This window comes from Devosia sp. J2-20 (assembly GCF_055808475.1).
In genome coordinates this window covers 178,987-200,199 of sequence record NZ_CM147870.1, presented here as the reverse complement: position 1 = coordinate 200,199, position 21,213 = coordinate 178,987, and the positions used below count along the sequence as shown (strand labels likewise).

At 61.3% G+C, this 21,213-nt stretch carries 21 protein-coding genes and 2 pseudogenes; 9 read left to right on the top strand and 14 right to left on the bottom strand.

Annotated features, from left to right (window positions below):
- Window positions 1-65: 65 nt before the first annotated feature.
- Window positions 66-245: a 50S ribosomal protein L32 gene (gene rpmF / locus AC0L37_RS00955; protein WP_212659756.1), complete on the bottom strand. Its 180-nt coding sequence runs from the start codon at window positions 243-245 to the stop codon at window positions 66-68.
- 171 nt (window positions 246-416) lie between these two features.
- Window positions 417-1,130, bottom strand: a complete 714-nt coding sequence (locus tag AC0L37_RS00950; RefSeq protein WP_282222236.1) for a transglycosylase domain-containing protein — start codon at window positions 1,128-1,130, stop codon at window positions 417-419.
- 134 nt (window positions 1,131-1,264) lie between these two features.
- On the opposite strand from AC0L37_RS00950, the gene AC0L37_RS00945 reads away from it, so the two are divergent.
- The 5 genes from AC0L37_RS00945 (at window position 1,265) to AC0L37_RS00925 (ending at window position 5,132) form a co-directional block, all read left to right on the top strand.
- Entirely contained in the window at window positions 1,265-2,167 is a 903-nt protein-coding gene (locus AC0L37_RS00945) for a polyprenyl synthetase family protein (RefSeq protein WP_282222237.1), read from the top strand.
- Window positions 2,168-2,169: 2 nt separating this feature from the next.
- A complete protein-coding gene (locus tag AC0L37_RS00940) occupies window positions 2,170-2,805 on the top strand; it encodes an MOSC domain-containing protein (RefSeq protein ID WP_212659759.1) in 636 nt (211 codons plus the stop codon).
- 10 nt (window positions 2,806-2,815) lie between these two features.
- Window positions 2,816-3,292, top strand: coding sequence for a YbaK/EbsC family protein (locus tag AC0L37_RS00935; RefSeq protein WP_282222238.1), 477 nt, complete (start codon window positions 2,816-2,818; stop codon window positions 3,290-3,292).
- Window positions 3,293-3,369: 77 nt separating this feature from the next.
- The gene (locus AC0L37_RS00930) at window positions 3,370-4,563 is read left to right on the top strand and encodes a GGDEF domain-containing protein (protein ID WP_282222239.1); all 1,194 of its coding nucleotides are present in this window, start codon (window positions 3,370-3,372) and stop codon (window positions 4,561-4,563) included.
- 74 nt (window positions 4,564-4,637) lie between these two features.
- On the top strand, window positions 4,638-5,132 hold the full coding sequence (locus AC0L37_RS00925; RefSeq protein WP_282222240.1) for a DUF305 domain-containing protein: 495 nt from the start codon (window positions 4,638-4,640) through the stop codon (window positions 5,130-5,132).
- On the opposite strand, the gene ispG is transcribed toward AC0L37_RS00925, so the two are convergent.
- Window positions 5,133-6,374, bottom strand: a complete 1,242-nt coding sequence (gene ispG, locus AC0L37_RS00920; RefSeq protein ID WP_473313887.1) for a flavodoxin-dependent (E)-4-hydroxy-3-methylbut-2-enyl-diphosphate synthase — start codon at window positions 6,372-6,374, stop codon at window positions 5,133-5,135.
- Between the two features lie 171 nt (window positions 6,375-6,545).
- Here ispG and AC0L37_RS00915 point away from each other — a divergent pair, with 171 nt between their 5' ends.
- Together AC0L37_RS00915 and AC0L37_RS00910 are read left to right on the top strand one after the other, a co-directional pair.
- Complete coding sequence (locus AC0L37_RS00915) at window positions 6,546-6,857, top strand: YkvA family protein (protein ID WP_212659764.1); 312 nt, start codon at window positions 6,546-6,548, stop codon at window positions 6,855-6,857.
- A 100-nt stretch (window positions 6,858-6,957) separates the two neighbouring features.
- The gene (locus AC0L37_RS00910; protein ID WP_282222242.1) at window positions 6,958-7,443 is read left to right on the top strand and encodes a DUF421 domain-containing protein; all 486 of its coding nucleotides are present in this window, start codon (window positions 6,958-6,960) and stop codon (window positions 7,441-7,443) included.
- Between the two features lie 35 nt (window positions 7,444-7,478).
- On the opposite strand, the pseudogene pyc reads toward AC0L37_RS00910, so the two are convergent.
- The 4 genes and pseudogenes from pyc to AC0L37_RS00890 all read right to left on the bottom strand — a co-directional run bounded on the left by pyc (window position 7,479) and on the right by AC0L37_RS00890 (window position 14,313).
- Window positions 7,479-10,920, bottom strand: a pseudogene (gene pyc, locus AC0L37_RS00905) (pyruvate carboxylase).
- Between the two features lie 103 nt (window positions 10,921-11,023).
- Window positions 11,024-11,440 (bottom strand): protein tyrosine phosphatase family protein, encoded by a 417-nt coding sequence (locus tag AC0L37_RS00900; protein WP_212659767.1) that lies wholly within the window; start codon window positions 11,438-11,440, stop codon window positions 11,024-11,026.
- Between the two features lie 125 nt (window positions 11,441-11,565).
- A complete protein-coding gene (locus AC0L37_RS00895; protein WP_282222243.1) occupies window positions 11,566-13,071 on the bottom strand; it encodes a putative bifunctional diguanylate cyclase/phosphodiesterase in 1,506 nt (501 codons plus the stop codon).
- 204 nt (window positions 13,072-13,275) lie between these two features.
- Complete coding sequence (locus AC0L37_RS00890; protein WP_282222244.1) at window positions 13,276-14,313, bottom strand: glycine betaine ABC transporter substrate-binding protein; 1,038 nt, start codon at window positions 14,311-14,313, stop codon at window positions 13,276-13,278.
- Between the two features lie 220 nt (window positions 14,314-14,533).
- Here AC0L37_RS00890 and AC0L37_RS00885 point away from each other — a divergent pair, with 220 nt between their 5' ends.
- Both AC0L37_RS00885 and AC0L37_RS00880 read left to right on the top strand, forming a co-directional pair.
- A complete protein-coding gene (locus AC0L37_RS00885) occupies window positions 14,534-15,736 on the top strand; it encodes an ABC transporter substrate-binding protein (RefSeq protein WP_212659770.1) in 1,203 nt (400 codons plus the stop codon).
- A gap of 69 nt (window positions 15,737-15,805) precedes the next feature.
- Window positions 15,806-16,396 (top strand): class I SAM-dependent DNA methyltransferase, encoded by a 591-nt coding sequence (locus AC0L37_RS00880; RefSeq protein ID WP_282222245.1) that lies wholly within the window; start codon window positions 15,806-15,808, stop codon window positions 16,394-16,396.
- Between the two features lie 16 nt (window positions 16,397-16,412).
- On the opposite strand, the gene AC0L37_RS00875 is transcribed toward AC0L37_RS00880, so the two are convergent.
- The 7 genes and pseudogenes from AC0L37_RS00875 to AC0L37_RS00845 all read right to left on the bottom strand — a co-directional run bounded on the left by AC0L37_RS00875 (window position 16,413) and on the right by AC0L37_RS00845 (window position 21,086).
- Entirely contained in the window at window positions 16,413-17,696 is a 1,284-nt protein-coding gene (locus AC0L37_RS00875) for a branched-chain amino acid ABC transporter permease (RefSeq protein WP_282222246.1), read from the bottom strand.
- Entirely contained in the window at window positions 17,693-18,067 is a 375-nt protein-coding gene (locus AC0L37_RS00870; RefSeq protein WP_473313880.1) for an ABC transporter permease subunit, read from the bottom strand. The genes AC0L37_RS00875 and AC0L37_RS00870 overlap by 4 nt, the downstream gene beginning before the upstream one ends.
- Window positions 18,068-18,179: 112 nt before the next feature.
- A pseudogene (locus AC0L37_RS00865) lies at window positions 18,180-18,620 on the bottom strand (ABC transporter permease subunit); the annotation flags it as partial.
- A gap of 81 nt (window positions 18,621-18,701) precedes the next feature.
- A complete protein-coding gene (locus AC0L37_RS00860) occupies window positions 18,702-19,406 on the bottom strand; it encodes an ABC transporter ATP-binding protein (RefSeq protein ID WP_212659774.1) in 705 nt (234 codons plus the stop codon).
- On the bottom strand, window positions 19,406-20,188 hold the full coding sequence (locus tag AC0L37_RS00855) for an ABC transporter ATP-binding protein (protein ID WP_212659775.1): 783 nt from the start codon (window positions 20,186-20,188) through the stop codon (window positions 19,406-19,408). Before AC0L37_RS00855 ends, AC0L37_RS00860 begins: the two co-directional genes overlap by 1 nt.
- A gap of 119 nt (window positions 20,189-20,307) precedes the next feature.
- The gene (locus AC0L37_RS00850) at window positions 20,308-20,670 is read right to left on the bottom strand and encodes a methylglyoxal synthase (RefSeq protein ID WP_212659776.1); all 363 of its coding nucleotides are present in this window, start codon (window positions 20,668-20,670) and stop codon (window positions 20,308-20,310) included.
- A 35-nt stretch (window positions 20,671-20,705) separates the two neighbouring features.
- A complete protein-coding gene (locus AC0L37_RS00845; protein WP_282222247.1) occupies window positions 20,706-21,086 on the bottom strand; it encodes a DUF1801 domain-containing protein in 381 nt (126 codons plus the stop codon).
- Window positions 21,087-21,213 lie beyond the last annotated feature (127 nt).

Below are 21,213 nucleotides of genomic sequence, written 5' to 3'. Positions count from 1 at the left end.
ACCCCGTTACAGGATCGGCCGTTTGCATATCAGAAGGGAGCGCATGGCGCTGCCAGGCTCAAGAACTACTTCTTGACTTCAAAAATCTGACGACCGCGATACATGCCGGTCTTGAGGTCGACGTGATGCGGACGGCGCAGCTCGCCCGAATCCTTGTCTTCGACATAGGTTGGGTTCGCAAGAGCGTCGGCCGAGCGGCGGAAGCCGCGCTTCATCGGCGAGGTCTTTCGTTTTGGCACTGCCATGGTCGGTACTCCGAATTCAATATCGTTGCGCCGCCAATGAGCGGCCCAGAGACTTATCTCTGAAGGGATTGGTGGGCTCTATAGAGCAACTCTGGCCCCTTGGCTAGAGGGTTGTTGGCGACTCCGCGCGACAAATCCAACAAGAGTGCAAACAGGCGCCCGACACCAGCCTTATAGCGCCAATTGCCCGTCCTTGCCTACACAACTGGCGCGCGCACCATACTCGCGCACCCGGGTCTCGATAATGCCCGCAATTCGCACCATGCCTGCCGAGGGTCGCCCGGGCTGCCGCAACATTGGATTGGGCAGCGCCGTCACCAGCAGCGTGGCCGTGCGCCAGTCCAGGTTTTGCGGCTCAATGCCAAAGGCGCGCTCGGCCCCCGCAGCAATGCCGAATTGCCCCTCAGGGCCCCATTCAGCGATATTGAGATAGATTTCCATGATGCGCTTTTTGGGCAGCACCAGATCTATATAGACCGCCAGCGGCACTTCGAGCGCCTTGCGCACCACGCTCTGCCGGTTCCACAGGAACAGATTGCGTGCCACCTGCATGGTGATGGTGGAGGCGCCACGCGCATCTTCACCCGCCATGAAGCGCTCGACCTCATCGCGCAGCGCCCCTACATCGACACCCCAGTGGCGGCAGAACTGCCCATCCTCGGACAGGATCACCGACGCCTTGAGCCGGTCGGAGATGTCATCAATATTGCGCCACTGGCGGTCCATCGGCCGCGCAGTCAGCAGCCGTGAGGCCATGGGCACCGAAACCGGGTTCACCACCAGATAGAGCGGCGTCAGCACGATCGGGATGGCAATCACCACGGCCAGCGCAATGCCCAGATTGCGCAGCAGCGCCCAGATGCCTTTGAGTTTGCGTCGTGCCATGGCCATTCCATAGCCATCAAGATAGGCGCACGAAAGGCACAATTATCGGCTTTGGACAGCCATGAAGCTCGTGCAGTGCGCTGACTTGCTCAGGTGACTTGCCGCCCCGCCACCAAACCGGCTAGCAACAGCACATGTATGATTTTTCTGCCGACATGACCGATTGCGCCAAGGCCGTGGAAATAGTGCTGGGCACCCGGCTCAGCGTTGCCCAGCTCTCGGGGCCGGGCCCGGCCGCCGATACACTGGTCAAAGCCATGCGCCATGGGAGCCTGGAAGGCGGCAAGCGCCTGCGCCCCTTGCTGGTTCGTCAGGCCGCCGCGATCTTTCACGTGCCCGCCGATGCCGCCCTGATTGCCGGGCTCGCCGTTGAAATGGTGCACTGCTATTCGCTGATCCACGACGACCTGCCCGCCATGGATGATGATGACCTGCGCCGGGGTCGCCCGACGGTACACAAGGCCTTCGATGAGGCCACCGCCATTCTTGCCGGCGATGCGCTGCTGACCCACGCCTTTGATTTGCTGGCCGACCAGGCCTGCCATCCCGACCCGGCCGTACGCATCGCCCTCGTGCGTGAACTGGCACAGGGATCAGGCGGCGGCGGCATGGTGGGTGGCCAGATGCGCGATATTGAGGGAGAACAGGGCGGTTTTTCCGGCGACGATATTTCCACCATGCAGGCCATGAAAACCGGCGCGTTGATCCGCGCCAGCGTGCGCATGGGGGCCATATTGGGCGGGGCCGACGCCCGCGCCCTCGCCGTACTCACAGCCTATGCGGAGGCGGCCGGTCGCGCCTTCCAGCTAGCCGATGACATTCTCGACGTCACGGCTTCTGCGGCCACCATGGGCAAGGCCACCGGCAAGGATGCAGCGCTGGGCAAGCAGACCCTGGTCACCACGCTGGGCGTTGACGGTGCGCGCCAGCACCTGAACGATACCGTGACATCGGCGTTATCAGCGCTACTCACCTTTGGCCCCAAGGCCGACGGGCTGCGTGCAACAGCGCGATATTTCGCCAGCCGGGAAAACTAGCCATGGCCATCATTGCCAGCATCAATATCGGTCAACCCGAACCCATTCCGGGCAAGTCAGCCAAGACCGGGATTTTTAAGCGCCCCATTGATGGTGAAGTCGCCATCACCCGCGACGGCCTTGTTGGCGACGCCATTCTCAACCGCAAGCATCATGGCGGCAAGGATCAGGCGGTCTATCTGTATTTTCGCGACGACTATGACTGGTGGTCCAAGGAACTGGATGCCGAAATCGGCCCGGGCGTATTCGGCGAGAACCTGACCATTGGCGGCGTTGAAGGACGCAAGGTCGCCATTGGTGACCGCTTCATCATCGATGAAGTGGTGCTTGAGGTGACCTCACACCGCACCCCCTGCATGGTTTTTGCCGCCCGCATGGGTGACCCCAGATTCGCCAAGCGCTTTCATCAGGCAGGCCGCCCCGGCGCCTATTGCCGGGTGATCAAGGAAGGCGCCTTCCATGCCGGTGAGCCCGTGCGCCATGAACCCTTTGCTGGTGAGCGCATCACGGTGGCCGAAATGATGGCCCTTGACGGGAGACGCGAGATCGATCCCGATTTCATGCGCCGGGCGCTGACCACGCCTGTGCATTACAAAACGCGCGAGGACTATCAAGACCGCCTCGCCCGCCTGTTCTGAAAGTATGCCGATGAGCCTGCAATCCGTCACTGATGACCTCGCCAAACGCGCGCCCGACCTCACCGTCGAGGTAACCACCGATTCCACCGCCACCGTGCAGACCGCCGCGATCGTGCATGACGTCGAGCCCGGCCAGATCGCCAAGACACTGTGCATTCGCGTCGGCGGCGAGGTGATGTTGCTGGTGACCCGTGGCGACGCCCGGCTCGACAATCAGAAGTCCAAGGCTGCCTTTGGCGGGCGGCCGCGCATGCTGGGGGCCGAAGAGGTCGAGCAACTGACCAGCCACAGGGTCGGTGGTGTTTGCCCCTTTGGCCTGCCTGGTCCGCTCCCCATTCGGCTCGATGTGTCGCTCAAGGTCTATGATCTGGTGATACCGGCGGGCGGCTACACCCACGCCTCGGTGCGCATGTCGGTCGACCAGCTCGCCCAATTGTGCGGCGATCAGTGGGTGGATGCCTGCCAACCACCTCAAGAACAACACTAATTTACCTGTTGGCAATGCCCTGCCAATAGCATGTGCCCGTCCCGATCTGTCCAGTGGTCGGTGCGTGGAGATACGCCGTGCTACAATCCCTGACCAGCCAGGACGCTTTGGCGTCTCAGCCAGCGCCAGATGAAGCCCATGCCCGTCAACTCAGCGACGGGTTTGGCGCCTTGCGGTTCGAGCCGGCACTTGAAGCCGAATACCGACAGAGCCTTGGCAGGGAGCAGCTTGGCCCCGCCATTATCTGCGCCTGGCTCGCCCTGTTCATCTGGACCGGCTTTGTCGCCTATGACCTGATCCGGCTCGACGTTTTCAATCAGGGTGTGGCCTATGCCGATATGTGGCTGCTGCTGATTGGCCGCTGGAGTGTCCTGCTCGTGCTCGCCATGGCCCTGATTTCAGTGTCAACGCCCCTGCGTGAGCGCTTGCCGGTGGGCGCTGTGGCCTTCTGGGTCTTCTCGGTTGTCGGTCTGATCGCCGCGCTTAATGCCGTCATCTATAAATCGCACGGCATGGAGGCCGCTGACACGGCTCTGGTAGTTGTTGTGATGGCCGCCTTCCTGCCGCTGGCCATGACCTTTTACGCCGCTTTGATCGCCGCCCTGATCCCCGCTGTGGTCGCCACACTGGCAGGTATCATCTGGCTCGACACCAGCCAGTTCACCCAGCATCTGGGGCAGGTGGTCATGCTTTTCATTGCTGTCCCGGTCGGCGCTGTCGGCGCCTATCTGCGCGAGCGCGCGCATCGTCACCAGTTCCTGCTCACGGCGATTCTCTCGCGGCAAGCCCAAGCCGATCCATTGACCGATCTGGCCAATCGACGCCTGTTTGAGCACCACGCCGATACTGCCATTGCCCATGCCGCCCGCAACGGCCATGAGATCGTCCTGGCCATTATCGACATCGATCACTTCAAGGCGTTCAACGACCGCAACGGCCACGCCGCTGGCGACATTGCACTGTGCCAGGTGGCCAGTGTGATCCACCAGGCGGCACGCCGCCCCATGGATTTGGCAGCCCGCCTTGGCGGCGAGGAATTCGCCCTACTGCTTTACGACTGCAATATGAACCGCGCCCGCCCCGTGCTCGAGGCATTGCGCGGGCGCGTCAGCGACATCGCGCTGTCACCCGGCGAGGCTGCCCCCCTGACCATCAGCATCAGCGCCACCAGCCCGACTTCGGGCGAAGACCTCGACACCATCTACGACCGGGCCGATCAGCTGCTCTACACGTCCAAATCGAGCGGTCGCGACAGGCTGACGACCGGCTAGCTGGTCAGGTGTGGTCCGTGGGAACTGAACCAAGCGGGCACTCACTCGTTGGGTCACCAACAAGGAGAACGCCCATGTCCTATATGCGCTTTGCCGCCATGATCGTGGTGTCCACCATTGTCATGTTCGGCCTGATGTACCTCAACACCTTCGCGCTCGATCATATTCTGTTCAGCCAGACCCGCATGTGGATGGCGCTGCTCATGGGTGCCGTCATGGCGATCATCATGCTCGCGTTCATGCTCGCAATGTACAAGAATCGTACCGCCAATATCGCCATTTTCGTGGGCGCCATTGCTGTGTTTGCCGGCTCGCTCTGGCTGGTCCGCAGCCAGGAAACCGTCAGCGACATCGACTATATGAAGGCCATGATCCCGCACCACTCCATTGCCATCATGACCAGCGGTCGCGCCCATATCCGCGATCCGCGGGTGCGCGAACTCGCCGATGACATTATCGAGGCGCAGGTGCGCGAGATTGCCGAGATGAAAGCGCTGATCGCGGATCTGGAGAACAACCCGGTGCCGCAAAACGCGCCTGATCTGCCGCCAACGGTGCCGACCGAGTAGCTATTCGGCGGCACTCTGTTCGCCGGTGCCGAACTTTTTTTCGATATAGTCGGCTACCATCACCTTGAACTGATCCGCCACATCGGCCCCGCGCAGCGTGGCAACCTTCTGGCCGTCGACAAACACAGGTGCAGCGGGTGTCTCGCCCGTGCCGGGCAGTGAAATGCCGATATTGGCGTGCTTGGATTCCCCGGGGCCGTTGACGATGCAGCCCATTACCGCCACCGACAGCGTTTCGACGCCGGGATAGCGCTCTTTCCACTCGGGCATCGAGCGCGACAGATGCTCTTCGATATCCTTGGCCAGCGACTGGAAGGTGGTCGAGGTGGTGCGGCCGCAACCCGGGCACGCTGCCACAACCGGCACGAACTGGCGGAAGCCCATGGTCTGCAGCAATTCCTGCGCCACCTTGACCTCGGTGGTGCGATCGCCACCCGGCTCGGGCGTCAGCGAAATCCGGATCGTGTCGCCAATGCCCTGCTGCAGCAAAATGCCCAGCGCGGCCGAGGACGCCACCACACCCTTGGTGCCCATGCCAGCCTCGGTCAGGCCCAGATGCAGCGCATAGTCACAACGTGCCGCCAGATCCTGATAGACCGCAATCAGATGCTGCACATCGCTGACCTTGGTGGACAGGATGATCTTGTCGCGGCCCAGCCCGATCTCTTCGGCGCGCTGGGCTGACATCAGCGCAGACTGAATGATTGCTTCGCGCTGCACGGCAGCAGCACCCAACGGGCTCCCGGCCGCGGCGTTTTCATCCATCAGTCTGGTGAGCAGTTCTTCATCGAGCGAACCCCAGTTCACCCCAATGCGCACCGGCTTGTCATATTTCAGCGCCAGCTCGATCAAGGTCGAGAACTGCGTGTCACGCTTGGCCTTGAAGCCGACATTGCCTGGATTGATGCGATATTTGGCCAGCGCCTCCGCACAGGCTGGGTGATCGGTCAGCAGCTTGTGGCCGATATAGTGGAAGTCACCCACCAGTGGCACGTCATAGCCCAGCACCGCCAGCCGGTCGCGGATGATCGGCACGGCCGCCGCAGACTCGTCGCGGTCCACCGTAATGCGCACGATTTCCGAGCCGGCGCGCGACAACTGCATGACCTGCTTGACGGTCGCATCAATATCGGCGGTATCGGTATTGGTCATGGACTGCACGACAATGGGGGCACCACCGCCCACCATCACGTCGCCAACATTGACACCAACTGATTGCCTGCGCATTGCCGGGCCAGCCATCAAACACCTCTTGCTTTCTCACCGGAGAAATAGGCTGCCGAGGCTAGAAGAGCAATGTTACGCTTGCGTGATCGCAATGAAAGCGCGCCACTCGGGCTCATCAGTCTTTGATATGCAATAATGTGATCAGCGCGATCTTGAACCTGCGCCAGCACTGACCATTTATAGATCATGTTCAAAACGCTCCTCCCCCGTATCGTTCTGTTCCGCAAGGAAGTTGTCCAGCTCTGGCAGGCTTTCTTTGCCCCCGAAACGCCGTTCTACCTCAAGGCAGCCACTGCGTTCGTGGCGTTCTATCTGGTGAACCCGTTTGATCTGATTCCCGATCTGATCCCGTTCCTGGGCTGGGTTGATGACATCATTCTGGTCCCTCTGATGGTCAGCTGGATCGTGGCGCGCCTGCCCATCAAGGCCCGCGCCGATCACCGCGAGCGCAATGACCGCAACGGCCCCACTATCGATGGCACCGCGCGGCGCCGCTAGAAACGGGCCGCTGCCGGACTGAACCTTCCCGACGCTCTTACGTTGCATACAAAGGACACCGCTCACCCGGTGTCCTTTTGTTTTTGCAGCGGAGAGCGCCATGGATTGGTCAGAAATGTTCTTTCAGGACATGCAGGATATCGTGCGGACCCTGATCGTCGGCACGCTGGCCTATATCGTGCTGGTGCTATTCCTGCGCATTTCGGGCAAGCGCACGCTGGCAAAGCTCAATGCCTTTGATCTTGTCGTCACCGTGGCTCTGGGCTCGACCCTGTCGGCAATTCTGCTCCAGGAATCGATCTCGCTGGCTGAAGGGGCCGTCGCGCTGGCCCTGCTGATCTTTGCCCAGTTCCTCGTAACTTTCTTTTCGGTCCGCTCCAGCCGTTTTGCCCAGATCGTACGCAGCGAGCCCACCCTGCTGGCCAAGGACGGCCGCTTCTGCCAATCGGCCCTGACCAGTCAACGCGTCACGCGCGACGAAGCGCTTAGCGTGGTGCGCGCCCAGGGCGGACGCGATATAGCCGACGTGCAGTTTCTGGTGCTCGAAAGCGACGGCAGTATCAGCGTCCAGCTCAACGCCCGCTGACAGGAAAAAGGCCCGGATCTCTCCGGGCCTTTTGTCTATTCAAAGCGGACCAGCAGGTCCTTGGAGTCGATCTGATCGCCCGGCTTGACCAGCACTTCGGCGACCACGCCATCCGTCTCGGCATGAATGGCAGTTTCCATCTTCATCGCTTCGATCGAGCAGATCACATCGCCCGCCGCAACGTTCTGGCCTTCCTTGACGTGCAAGGACGAGACAACCCCCGGCATCGGGGCCCCCACCTGCTTGGCATCGCCCAGCGCCGCCTTGGCACGCACCTTGATATCCCCGGCCTTGAGGCGATCGGGTACCACGATGGTGCGCGGCTGACCATTGAGGTCAAAGAACACGCGCACTTCGCCCTTATCGTTGGTCGGCGCCCGGCCGAGATATTGCAGGACCAGCGTCTTGCCCTTCTCGATATCGACCAGGATCTCGTCGCCCTCGCTCAGCCCGTAGAAATAGACTGGCGTCGGCAACACCTCGGTGGGGCCATAAAGCTCCTGGGTCTTCTCGAAATCGGTGAAGACCTTGGGGTACATCAGATAGGAGGCGAGCCGGTAATCATCGATCTCATGACCGACTTCCTCGGCGACCTTGGCGCGCTCTGCCTCAAGATCAACATCCTTGAGATAGGAGCCCGGGCGCTCGGTGAGCGCTTCCTTGCCCTTCAGTACCTTTTTTTGCAGCGCCTGCGGAAAGCCGCCTGGAGGCTGTCCAAGATCACCGGCAAAAAAGCCCACGACCGAATCGGGGAAGGCGATGTCGCGATTGGGGTCTTCCACATCTGCACGCTTGAGGCCGGCCGACACCATGGCCAGAGCCATGTCGCCCACCACCTTGGAGCTTGGCGTCACCTTGACGATATCGCCGAACATCTGGTTGACGTCAGCATAGGTCTGGGCGACTTCGTGCCAGCGCGTTTCCAGTCCCAGCGAGCGGGCCTGTTCCTTGAGATTGGTGAACTGACCACCGGGCATTTCGTGCAGATAGACTTCCGACGCGCCGCCCTTGAGATCACTCTCGAAGGCGCGGTACTGCGTCCGCACCGCTTCCCAATAAAACGAGATCTGGCGAATGGCCCCGGCGTCCAGCAGCGGGTCGCGGTCACCGTCACGCAGCGCTGCCACGATCGAGCCGAGCGTTGGCTGGCTGGTCGTACCGCTCAGTGCGTCCATCGCCACATCGACCGCATCGACCCCGGCATCTACCGCTGCCAGCACCGTGGCTGACGCCGCACCCGAAGTGTCATGGGTATGCAGATGGATCGGCAGACCGATTTCTTCGCGCAGCGTCGCAATCAGCTTCTTGGCCGCAGCAGGCTTTAGTAGACCCGCCATATCCTTGAGGCCCAGCACATGCGCGCCAGCCTTCTCCAGCTCCTTGGCCAGACGGACATAATATTTCAGATCATACTTGGCCCGATCGGGGTCCAGCATGTCGCCGGTATAGCAGATCACGCCCTCGGCTACCTTGCCGGCCTCGACCACCGCGTCGAGCGAGACGCGCATGTTCTCGACCCAGTTCAGGCAATCGAACACGCGGAAAATGTCGACACCGCCCTTGGCTGCCTGAGCTACGAAGTACTTGACCACATTGTCGGGATAATTGGTGTAGCCCACGCCATTGCTGCCACGTAGCAGCATCTGGGTCAGGATATTGGGTGCGCCTTCGCGCACCTTGGCCAGGCGCTCCCAGGGGTCTTCGTTGAGGAAGCGCATCGACACGTCAAACGTCGCCCCGCCCCAGCATTCCAGACTGAACAGATTGGGCAGGCCGTTCGAATAAGCCTGGGCAATGCGCGTGATATCGAAGCCGCGCATGCGCGTGGCCAACAGGCTCTGATGCGCGTCGCGCATAGTGGTGTCGGTGATCAGCACCCGCGACTGGTCTTTCATCCACTGCGCCAGACCGGCCGGACCGTCACGCTCAAGCACCTGTCGGCTACCATCGATCTCGGTCAACACGCCAAATTCGGGCACCATGGGTTCGGCTGCCTCGGCAGGCGGGCGGGGCCGGTCACGCACTTCGGGATGACCATTGACCGTCACATCCGCGATATAGCTGAGCAGCTTGGTCGCACGATCCTTGCGCGGCTTGAAGTTGAACAGCTCGGGCGTGGTGTCGATGAAACGCGTTGTGTAGCGGTTCTCGACAAAATCGGGATGGGTGATGATGTTCTCAAGGAACGCCAGATTGGTCGACACGCCGCGAATGCGGAATTCGCGCAGGGCGCGGTGCATACGCGCGATCGCCTCTTCGGCCGACGGCGCCCAGCAGGTCACCTTTTCGAGCAGCGGATCGTAGAACCGGGTGATGATGGCACCGGCATAGGCCGTGCCGCCATCGAGCCGCACGCCGAACCCGGTCGCGCCGCGATAGGCGGTGATGCGGCCATAATCGGGAATGAAATTCTCTTCGGGATCCTCGGTCGTCACCCGGCACTGGATGGCATTGCCGTTCAGCCTGATGTTCGCCTGATCGGGCACGCCCGACTCTGGTGTGCCGATCACGGCACCGTCAAGCAGATGAATCTGCGCCTTTACGATGTCGATACCGGTGACCTCTTCGGTGACGGTGTGCTCGACCTGAATGCGCGGGTTCACTTCAATGAAGTAGAACTTGTCGGTATCGGCATCCATCAGGAACTCGACCGTGCCGGCGCCACGATAATTGGCCGCCTTGCCCAGCCGCACCGCGGCATCGGTCAGATCCTTGCGCACTTCGTCGCTGAGATAGGGGGCCGGCGCGCGCTCGACCACCTTCTGATTGCGTCGCTGCACCGAGCAGTCGCGCTCGAACAGGTGCACCAGATTGCCATGATCGTCGCCGATCAGCTGCACTTCGACATGGCGGGCCCGCTCGACCAGCTTTTCAAGATACATCTCGTCCTTGCCGAACGCCGCCTTGGCCTCGCGCTTGCCCTCGGACACCTCCGAAAGCAGCGTGGATCTCGTCCATGATCCGGCGCATGCCGCGACCACCGCCGCCCCAGCTTGCCTTGAGCATCAGCGGATAGCCGATCTCGGCGGCCATTGACTTGATCAGGGCCGGATCGTCGGGCAGTGGCTCCGTGGCCGGCACCACGGGTACATCAGAGGCGATGGCCATGTTGCGGGCAGCGACCTTATTGCCCAGATCGCGCATGGTCTGCGCCTTGGGGCCGATAAAGATCAGGCCCGCATCTTCGCAGGCGTCAACAAACTCGGGGCTTTCCGAGAGCAGGCCATAGCCGGGATGGATCGCATCTGCGCCTGAAATCCGCGCAATACGGATATATTCGTCAATCTGCAGATAGGCTTCGACCGGCCCTTTGCCCTTGCCGATCAGATAGGCTTCATCGGCCTTGAACCGATGCAGCGCCAGCTTGTCTTCCTCGGCATAGGCGGCCACCGTCTTGAGGCCAAGTTCATTGGCGGCGCGGAAAACGCGAATGGCGATTTCGCTGCGATTGGCGACGAGAATTTTCTTGATGGTCATTTATGTCCGTCCGAGCAGGAGGGGTGGAGGACCTTGACGGTCCGGCTCAGCTATATGCATCCAGCACGGACGGTTTCCCGCCTGCGCCGGCGAAAAAAGTTATCTAACGGCGGCTCAGATGGCCTGCGAGATGGCTCATATCGTAGCCGGCATCAGCCGCCTGCGCGATGATCTCACTGGCATCACGCTGTCCAGCCTGGCTCAGCGCCCACAGGGTGGTCGAACGCGTTCCCGATCGACAATAGCAGAACACCGGCCCTGCGCTCCCCTCGAGCACAGCTTTGGTCTGTTCTACCATTTCAGGAGAGACGCCTTCGCGTCCCAGCGGAATGCTGTGATAGGCCATTCCGGCCTCTTTTGCTGCCGCTTCGATTTCGGCGCCTGCCGGTTGGTCGGGGGATTCCCCGTCCGGGCGATTATTGACAATGGCGACGAAACCCGCGGCTTTGAGCGCTGCGACGTCCTCGGGCCGAATTTGCCCCGATACGCTGACGTGATCGTTGATCCGCTTCAAGTCCAAGTCACTACTCCCGTTGCCAGCAAAGGCTTCCCCAGCCCCTTATATCCGTGCGCTGGCACGTGACGCAACTGCGACAACGCAGAAGCTGTCGCCAAGCTGTCAACTTGTGACTGGCAAAGGGATGATCAGGCAGCGCTGGCGACGTGCAGTTCGTCCAGCGGACGCGGCCGTCCCAGCAGAAAACCCTGGAACCGCGTGCAGCCCGCCTCGCGCAGCAGGGCGAACTGCTCCTCGGTCTCGATCCCTTCGGCGACCACATCAACGGGCAGTGATCGCGCAATGTCACAGATGGCCGAAACAATGATGGCGTCGATCCGGCTATCACCCAGATTGGACACATAGGTGCGATCTATCTTGATCACATCGAAACTGAAGCTGCGCAGATATTGCAGGCTGGCGTGGCCAGCGCCGAAATCATCAATGGCAATCCGCACGCCCAGCGCCCGCAGCGCATCGACATTGGCCAGTTCGATTCCCCTGGCCTGCAAAGGCACGGTCTCGGTGATCTCGACAATGATGCTGGCGGGGTCGGTATTGCTTTGTGCCAGCAGGGCGGCGAAGCGGGGCGCAAAATCGGCATGTCGCAATTGCGCTGGCGACACGTTGACCGCCACCGGCGTGCCCAGTTGCGGCAAATCAATGCAGGCCCGCCGTACCACCCATTCGCCGACCTTGTCGATCAGATCGCTCTCTTCGGCGATGGCAATGAATTGGGCCGGCGAGATAATGCCACGCACGCGGTGGCGCCAGCGCACCAGCGCCTCATGCGAGCGGACCCTGCGGTCTGCATCAAACACCGGCTGATAGTACAGCTCAAGCTCGTCAAGCAGCAGCGCGGCGCGCAATTCTCGTTCGACAAAACGCCGATGACGCTCGTCGCCCAGCATGTCGGGATCAAATGGCACCACCACATTGCGACCGCTGCGCTTGCCCTTGTAGAGCGCCAGATCTGCCTTGGAGATCAGCTCGTCGACATCGGTGGCATCAAGCGGGGCAAGGGCAATCCCGATCGTGGCAGCCAGGCGCACCGGGCGCCCCGCAATGCCAACGGGCCGCTCCAGCCGACGCAGCAGTTCTTCGCCTAGCCGGCGCAGCGCCGGACGATTGTCATGCCCGAACACCGCAATGCCGAACTCATCGCCACCCAGCCGGCCAACCAGCGCATCGGGCAGCATTTCGCGAATGGTTGCCGCCAGATGCACCAGCGCCGCATCACCGGCGCCGTGACCCGCGCTATCATTGAGAATTTTCAGATTGTCCATGTCGAGCTGCAGATAGCCCACCGCCCGCTTGGAGCCATGATAGACTTCGTTGTTCAGCGTTTCGAGAAAGAACGAGCGGGTAGCCAGCCCCGTCAGTGCATCACGATGCACCGAGGCCAGAACATCATAGGACGCCTGGCTGGCCGCCGCGATGCGCAGTCGCACCATGCGGTGCCCACCCGCCAGCAGCCCAAGCAGCAGCACACCACACATCAGCGACGCAACCGGCAGTGTCACGCCCACGCTGGGCATCATGCCCAGCAGCGCCATCACGCTGCCCGTAAAAATGGCAATGACCACCATCGCGGCCACGATCGCGATACTGCGATAGCCGTCGAGAATTCTGGAAAGCGCAGGGTTGCGGCGCATGGCAAAGTTATCCGGTCCGGCCCGATACAGCCGGGTCCACCGCAAAACTGGCCCTCAGAGGTGAACAATCCGTAAAGTCATACAATAAAAGCCGTTATTTACCAAACAGTTACACGGAAACGGCTACAGAGCCAGACAAACTAGCCGCGCTCTGTGACAGAGCAATGACAGCGATGACATCTGCCCGCCGGCCGCTCTTGACCATTATGGCGCGCCAGCCCCTGTCCAGTTTCGCCAGATATCGTCGCGTTCTGCGACAAATCTCTCGGCCACACTGGCCACCGTCGCGCCCGGCGCATTGAGCTGGGCCAGCAAGGCGTTCATCTCGGCCAGCGGCAGGCTGCTGCGCTGAAAATAGCCCGCGATCGCCGGAATGTCGGTGAACACCCACTCGCTAAGCGCTACCAGAACGGTCTCCGGCGGAAAGGCACTGGGCTGCGGCGTCGCACAAACTCGCTGCGCCAGGCATTTGGCAGCCTCGGCATCGTACTCGCCCATATCGAGCGCAAACAGATCCAGCTGCGCCAGAACCGCGTTGGGTTGCCAGTAATAGAACAGCACTGGCTCACGCAGGCTGACTGCTTCGGCGATCAGGGAGTCCATCTCGAACCGGTTTCCCGGCTCGACCAGTTCCACCATTTCGCTCACCCCATGGGCCGCGAGCAGATTGCGATTGATCACGGCGCAGGCCCAGTCCGCCGGGCAGGAAATGAACTGCACTTTACGGCCAGCATTGAGCATGGGCAGCACCGCCGCCAGATCGGCTGCGCGCTGCAAGGCCGGGCGGGCCTGCACAATCGCATTGGCGACAAACCAGCCCTCAAAACCTGCCTCGACATAGGTGGAGGCCGCGGGGCGCAACATCTGCGCACTGATACCCGTGTTCCACACATCGGCGACGCGGGTTGGCCACGTCTCCGGGGCTACGGCCGGTTGTCCGCTTGAGCCCATGGACGAGCCGGTCGACGCCAGATCGCCAGGCGTCACGCGCACAGCACACCCGTATGTCTCGGCGAGCAGTTGCGCATGGATTTCGGCAAGCAATTGCGCCGACGGCCAGTTCATACTGGCGATACTGATGGTCTGGGTTCCGCAGGGCGGCGGCGTGCTGGTGTCGGTCACGCCCGACCCCAGATTGTCCTGCGCCTGATCGAGCACGGTGAACTGCGCCAGCGCCGGCGCACTCATCAGACCCAGCAACAGCAATGCGACAAACTTCGTTCGGCCTGCTGTGTACACCACGCGCTCCCCTTCAACTGTTCAATCTATGCAAAAAGCGCCCCTGTTAAGCAACAGCAACGACCACGCCGATATCAGCGCGATACCCGGTGACTCACCAGCCCGATATGTGCAACAGTCTGCCCAGCGGGGCGCGGGTTGCGCCCCCTTTACGCGTTGTTTCGCCTGGCAAGACGGTCCAAGCAAGGGCCGCTCCACGGAACAACCAAGCAGAGGGACGTACATGTTCAATCTCAAGAAAACGCTGACCCTGGCCGCGGCCGCTACCACTCTGGTTGCAGCAGCGCCAGCCATCGCACAGGACACCGGCGCGACCATCGGTTTCATCGGCGGCTTCACCGGCCCCATTGAATCGCTGACTCCACCTATCTTCGCTGGTGCTGAACTGGTCGTGAAGCAGGTCAACGAACAGGGCGGTATCCTGGGCGGCGAACTGAACCTGATCTCCGCTGACGGCGCATGCGACGCAACCGCTGCTGCGGCTGCTGCCGACAAGCTGATCAACACCGACAACGTCACCGGTATTGTGGGTGCTCTGTGCACCGGCGAAACTATTGGCGCATTCAACGGTTCGGGTCTGTCCGGCGGCGTAGTGTTCATCTCGCCAGCATCGTCCGCACCAGCATTGACCACCCTCGAGGACAACGACCTCGTTTACCGCACCACCCCTTCGGACGCGCTCCAGGGTGTGAAGCTGGCCAACCTGCTGCTGGCCAAGGGTATCACCGACATTGCCGTCACCTACGTGAACAACGACTACGGCAAGGGCTTCGCTGAAGCGCTGGAAGCTGCCTACACCGCCGGTGGCGGTACTGTTGCAGCCAACGTTTCCCACGAAGACAGCAAGGCTGACTACCGCGCTGAGCTGGGCAACCTCGTTGCCTCGCAGAACCTGGTGATCCTGGCCTATGCCAACTCTTCGGGTAACACGATCCTGCGTCAGGCAGTCGAGTCCGGCAACTTCACCACCTATATCGGTGGCGACGGCATGGTTGGCGACGACCTGCTCACCGGCATCGACGCCGCTTCGGTTGATGGCCTGATCGCAACCCGCGCTGGCGCCCCCAGCGGCGAAGCCGTCGACATCTATAACGGCTTCGATAGCGACGGCTTCACCGCCAACGCAACCTATGCCCCACAGGCCTATGACGCGGCCTTCCTGATGGCTCTGGCCATCGAGAAGAACGGTTCGGCTTCGCGCGAAGGTCTCTCCGCTGCCCTGCGTGAAGTTGCTTCCGCACCCGGCGAAAAGATCCTGCCCGGCGAATGGAGCAAGGCTGTCGAGCTGATCAAGGCCGGCACCGACATCGACTATGAAGGCGCCGGTGGCGTTCTCGATTTTGACGCAGCAGGCGACGTTGACGGCATCATTGTCGAGCTCACCGTTGAAGGCGGCAAGTTCGTCGAAAAGGGCCTGATCGACTAATTCCGATCAACCTGTATGAATACGAAGGCCCGGGCAGTAAGCCCGGGCCTTTTGTTTTGGAGCAAGGTCATGGCGGACGCCCAAACGCTGAAGTTTTATGCCGAGACCGCGCCGGCCTATGCCCAGCATGGCTCGGACGAGCCCGACCAGAACCTGCGTGATTTCATTGCCGCATTGCCCACTGGCGCCAAGGTTCTTGAACTGGGCACAGGCGGGGGCCGCGATGCCGCTTTCATGCTGGCCCAGGGCATCGCGCTTGATGCTACCGACGGATCGCCAGAACTGGCCGCCGAGGCGGAACGCCGTATCGGCCAGCCCGTCTCCATTATGCGCTTTGATCAATTGGCAGCGACCGCCTGCTACGACGGGGTCTGGGCCAATGCCTGCCTATTGCACGCACCAGCAGATGAGCTCACCGAGGATCTGACGCGGATTCACCGCGCCCTCAAACCAGGCGGATTGTTTGTTTCCAGCTTCAAGGCCGGTACTGGCGAAGGTCGTGATAAGTTCGAGCGCTATTACAACTATCCCGACCAAGCCACGCTTGAGAGCCACTTCCAAGCGGCCGCCAATTGGCAAAGCCTGAGCATCAGCGCACGCCCTGGCAGCGGCTATGACAAGCTGCCAACGAGCTGGCTTTGGGTGAGTGCCCGCGCGTAGCGGACGCGCCAGGGCCTTAGCCCTCGCGCCGCACCTGTTCGGGGATCAGACCCTTTGGCGCGTAGCGCAGGGCGATGGTAATCACCAGCCCCAGCACGAACACCCGCATCTGCGCTGAACGTGACTCAATTTCCGGGATCTCGGGCCAGCCCATGCTGGTGGACCAGAAGCTGACGGTCTCAAAGATCGCCTTGGCCAGGGGTTCGGAAATCACCCAGACCATCCAGATCAACACCGCACCAAAGACCGCGCCCCAATTATTGCCAGCACCGCCGACAATGATCATGACCCAGATCAGAAAGGTGTGGTTGATCGGCTGATAGCTCGACGGATCAAAGATCTGCGTAAAGCTGACCAGCATGGCTCCGCCGATACCCATCAGCACCGAGCCAAGGATGAAGATCTCGAGCTGCCGCGCCTTGATATTCTTGCCCATCGACGCTGCAGCAATGTGGTTGTCACGAATGGCCCGCATCATGCGGCCCCAGGGACCTGCATAGGCACGTGACACCAGCCAGATGACTGCGGCCAGCACCACCAGCCCCAGCGCCAGATAGCCACCGCGCGCCAGCAGCAGCGCGCTGATCTGATCAACACCACTGGCCTGATAATCCTGTGGCAATGGCGTGGGCCAGGGCACCGGCGACACGGTCAGCGTACCGCGGGTCAGCCAGTCCATGTTCTTGATCAGCGCACGGATGATTTCCGAAATGCCGATCGTGGCAATCGCCAGATAGTCGGTACGCAGACCCAGCGCGATCTTGCCCACGATATAAGCCACGCCAGCAGCAAGGACGCCACCAAACAGCCAGCCAACGACCGGATTGATGCCAAGGCCGCCGACAAAGCCCGCCGTGCCTTCAATATAGGCCGCTGCCGGGTCGATCTGGCTACGATAGACGCAATAGGCAACAAACCATGCCAGCACGGTCACAAAAGTCTTCCAGCCGCCGCGCACGCCAAGACGATGGCTCTGCCGCGCGCCATAGATCAGCAAGGCACCGGCGCCGAATGCGAGCGCTGCCCGGCCCAGCATCATGGGGCCATCCGAGCCCCAGAAATCAGGATTGATGGGATAGGAGATGAAGGTGACGGCAAACCCGCCCAGCATCAGAAAACCCATAATGCCGAAATTGAACAGCCCGCCATAACCCCACTGGATATTCAGGCCCAGCGCGATCAGTGAGTAGGCGGTGGCTTCCACCAGCCGGCTTGAGGTGAAGGGCAGGCCCATCATCCAGCCGATCACCAGGATCAGCACGAACAGGCCCGCAAACAGGGTCAGCGAACGCCGCATCATGACGAGGCTCCCTTGAAGATACCCGTGGGGCGCACCAGCAGCACAACCACCAGAATAACGAAGGCGACGGTCAGCTTGTACTCAGTCGGCACCAGCGCCAGCGTATTGGGCAATTGCAGCCAGTCCGGCAGCACCCCGTTGAGCGGCCGCAGCACCATGGTCCAGTTGAACACCGCCAGCGATTCCGCAAAGCCGATCAGCAGGCCACCGGCAATGGCGCCATAGGCCTGACCAAGGCCACCCACAATGGCCGCGGCAAAGATTGGAATGATGATGTTGAAGGCCAGATCGGGCTTCAGCGTCACGTCCAGCGCCAGCATGGTTCCAGCCATACAGGCCAGAGCGCCCGCCACGATCCACGTTACCCGCACGACCAGCGCGGTGTTGATGCCTGACACCTGGGCCAGATCGGCATTGTCTCGCCATGGCGCGCATTGCCTTGCCCAGACGCGAGCGCGTCAGGAACAGATGCAGCGCCAGCACCGAGATGATGGTGACCACGATCATCAGCACCTGCGGCTCGGTCATCACCAGAGGCCGGGTGGACCCCAGGAAGCTGGTATCGATGCGGAAGATTTCCTTGCTCTCGTTTTCAAAGAACGAATAGCTGCCGGCACCAAAGAACAGACGGATCAGGCCCTGCACCATGAGCGTCACGCCGATCGAGGCGATCAGCAGGATGACGGGCTTGGCGCCCCGCTTGCGCAACGGCGCATAAAAGCCCTTGTCGATCCCCAGAGCCAACAGAGCCGTCAGCGCCATGGCCAGCGGCAGCACGACGAAGCCGGTTGGAATGGGCGTAACGATACCCCAACTGGCAAACAGCCCGGCCAGCAGAAAGGCAAAGAACGCGCCTGACGTCATCAGCTCGGAATGGGCAAAATGGGCGAAGCGCAGAATGCCGAAAATCAGCGTGATCCCCACCGCGCCCAGCGCATAGATGCAGCCCAGCACGGCGCCGGAAATCACCACCTGATTGAGAAAGAAGATAAATTCGGTCACGGCTCAGCCCCCGAGGAAACTTTTGGCGACTTCGGGATCGGCGATGAGTTCAGCCCCCGTGCCGGTGAAACGGTTTTGCCCGCCCGCAAGGACGAAGCCCTTGGAGGCAAATGCCAGCGCCTGGCGCGCATTCTGCTCGACCATGAGGATGCCGACGCCTTCGGCATTGACGCGCACAATGGTCTCGAAAATTTCGATGACATAACGCGGCGACAGCCCCGCAGAGGGTTCATCAAGCATCAGCAGACGCGGCTTGCTCATCAAAGCGCGGCCCATGGCCACCATCTGCCGCTGTCCGCCTGAAAGCTCGCCCGCTGGCTGGCGCCGCTTCTCGGCCAGCACGGGGAACATCTCGTAGACCCATTCCATGGTCTCGGCGAAACTGTCCCGCCGTGTGAAGGCACCCATTTCAAGGTTTTCTTCCACGCTCATGGACGTGAACACGTTCTTTTCCTGCGGCACAAAGCTCAGCCCCTTGGGCACCAGCTTGTCGGGCAGCGAATTGGCGACATCCTCGCCATCAAATTCAATCGTTCCGCCAGTCACCTTGAGCAGGCCAAAGATCGCTTTGAGCGTGGTGGACTTGCCCGCGCCATTGGGCCCCACGATCACGCCGATATCAGACTGGTCGATAGCCATGTCCACGCCATTGAGGATCGGCGCGCCGCCATACCCGCCAACGACGTGCTTGAGTTCAATCAACGCCATTACGCAGTCTCCACCGGGGTGCCGAAATAGGCCTCGACAATGGCCGGGTTGGCGCGGATTTCGGCCATCGGGCCCTCGGCGATCTTCTCACCCTGCGCCATCACGATCACTGGGTCGCAAAGCCGCCCGATCAGATCCATGTCATGCTCGATGACAAAGAAAGTATAGCCCAGCTCGCGGTTCATCCGCTCGATATTGGCGGCCAGATCATTGAGCAACGTGCGGTTGACGCCAGCGGCCACCTCGTCGAGCAGCACCACCTTGGCGTCCACCATCATGGTGCGCCCCAGCTCAAGCAGCTTCTTCTGCCCGCCCGACAGATTACCTGCCAGCTCGTTGCGCACATGGCCCAGCTTGAGGAAGTCGATGACGTCGAGCGCTTTCTTGCGCACTTCGGTCTCGCGCGATTTGGAAATGCCGGGACGGAACCAGGCATTGCCCAGATACTCGCCAGGCTGATCGCCGGGCACCATCATCAGGTTTTCCAGCGCCGTCATATTGGAAAACTCATGCGCAATCTGGAAGGTGCGCAGCATGCCGGTGCGGAATAGCTCATGCGGCGCCAGGCCGGTTACATCAGCGCCGTCAAAGATCACCGCGCCTTCATCAGGTACGATATTGCCGGCCACGATGTTGAACAGCGTGGACTTGCCCGCGCCATTGGGCCCGATCAGTCCGGTGACTGATCCGCGCCGCACCGAGAGCGAGCAATTGTTGACGGCAGTGAGGCCGCCGAAATGTTTCGTGACGTTGCGAACGTCGATAACCAAGTCAGAGGACACCAAATCCGTCCCGATTCCTGAAGCCAAGGGTGCCCGGTTTAATCCGGGCGATTTTGCGGCATCTGCTCATAAGGCGGACAAACGGTCAACCTAAAGCCAGCGCAAACCGGGGGTTGTGGTCACAGATACGCCAGCACAGCGTTGGCAGTGGCTTCATTATTGGCACACATCACGTCGTAAAGGGTCGCCAGGCGGGTCAGTGCCTTGACGTCGACATCGTGCGGCTGAGCCGATAGCGGGTCGATAAAGAAGATCAGAACGTCCAGCCGTCCCTCGGCAATCATCGCACCCAATTGCTGATCGCCGCCCAGTGGACCGCTCTTGAGCAGGCCTACCGGCAGACCCGTGGCTTCGATGATCCGGCTGCCGGTTGTACCGGTGCCCCACAATTGGTGCTCAGAGAGCTTCCTTTTGTGACGCGCCGCCCAGACGCACAATTCGTCCTTCTTGTCGTCATGCGCCACCAGACCAATCTTTGCCATGCCATCCTCCAGCGTATGACGCTGTTCAAGCAGCTTCAGGCAAACAGGGCAATGGCTTCGCTGAGCAGAATGCCGATGGCATCAACGGGAATGTCATCATCGGGCATCAGCCGCAGATAGCGCCCCTTCCTGAGCCCGTCCCCTTCCAGCAACCCCTCTGCCCGGTCGAGTTGGCGGCCATGTTCGAAATACAGTGACACCCGATCATCGTGGGGAAACACCGAACAGACATGCCCTGCAACCGCGTGACGGAAATTGACCGACTTCCAGCCCTTCATCACCTTGCCGCTCAACCCCGGATGGGCGGCGATCACTGCAACCAGTCGCGCCGTTCGCTCAACGATGGCGGGCGGCAGCGGCGCCACCAGGCAGGCAAAATCATCGGAATAGACCGGGTCGACAACAGTGGTCAGCATGACAGGTGCTCCCGGCTGGACGGAACGCGGCGCTACTGACCGCATCTCACCCTCCAACGCCGCTGCTGACAAGACCTGTCAGCAACAGCGCCGGTTGGCATCTGCCCTGCCTATGCCGCGATCGAGC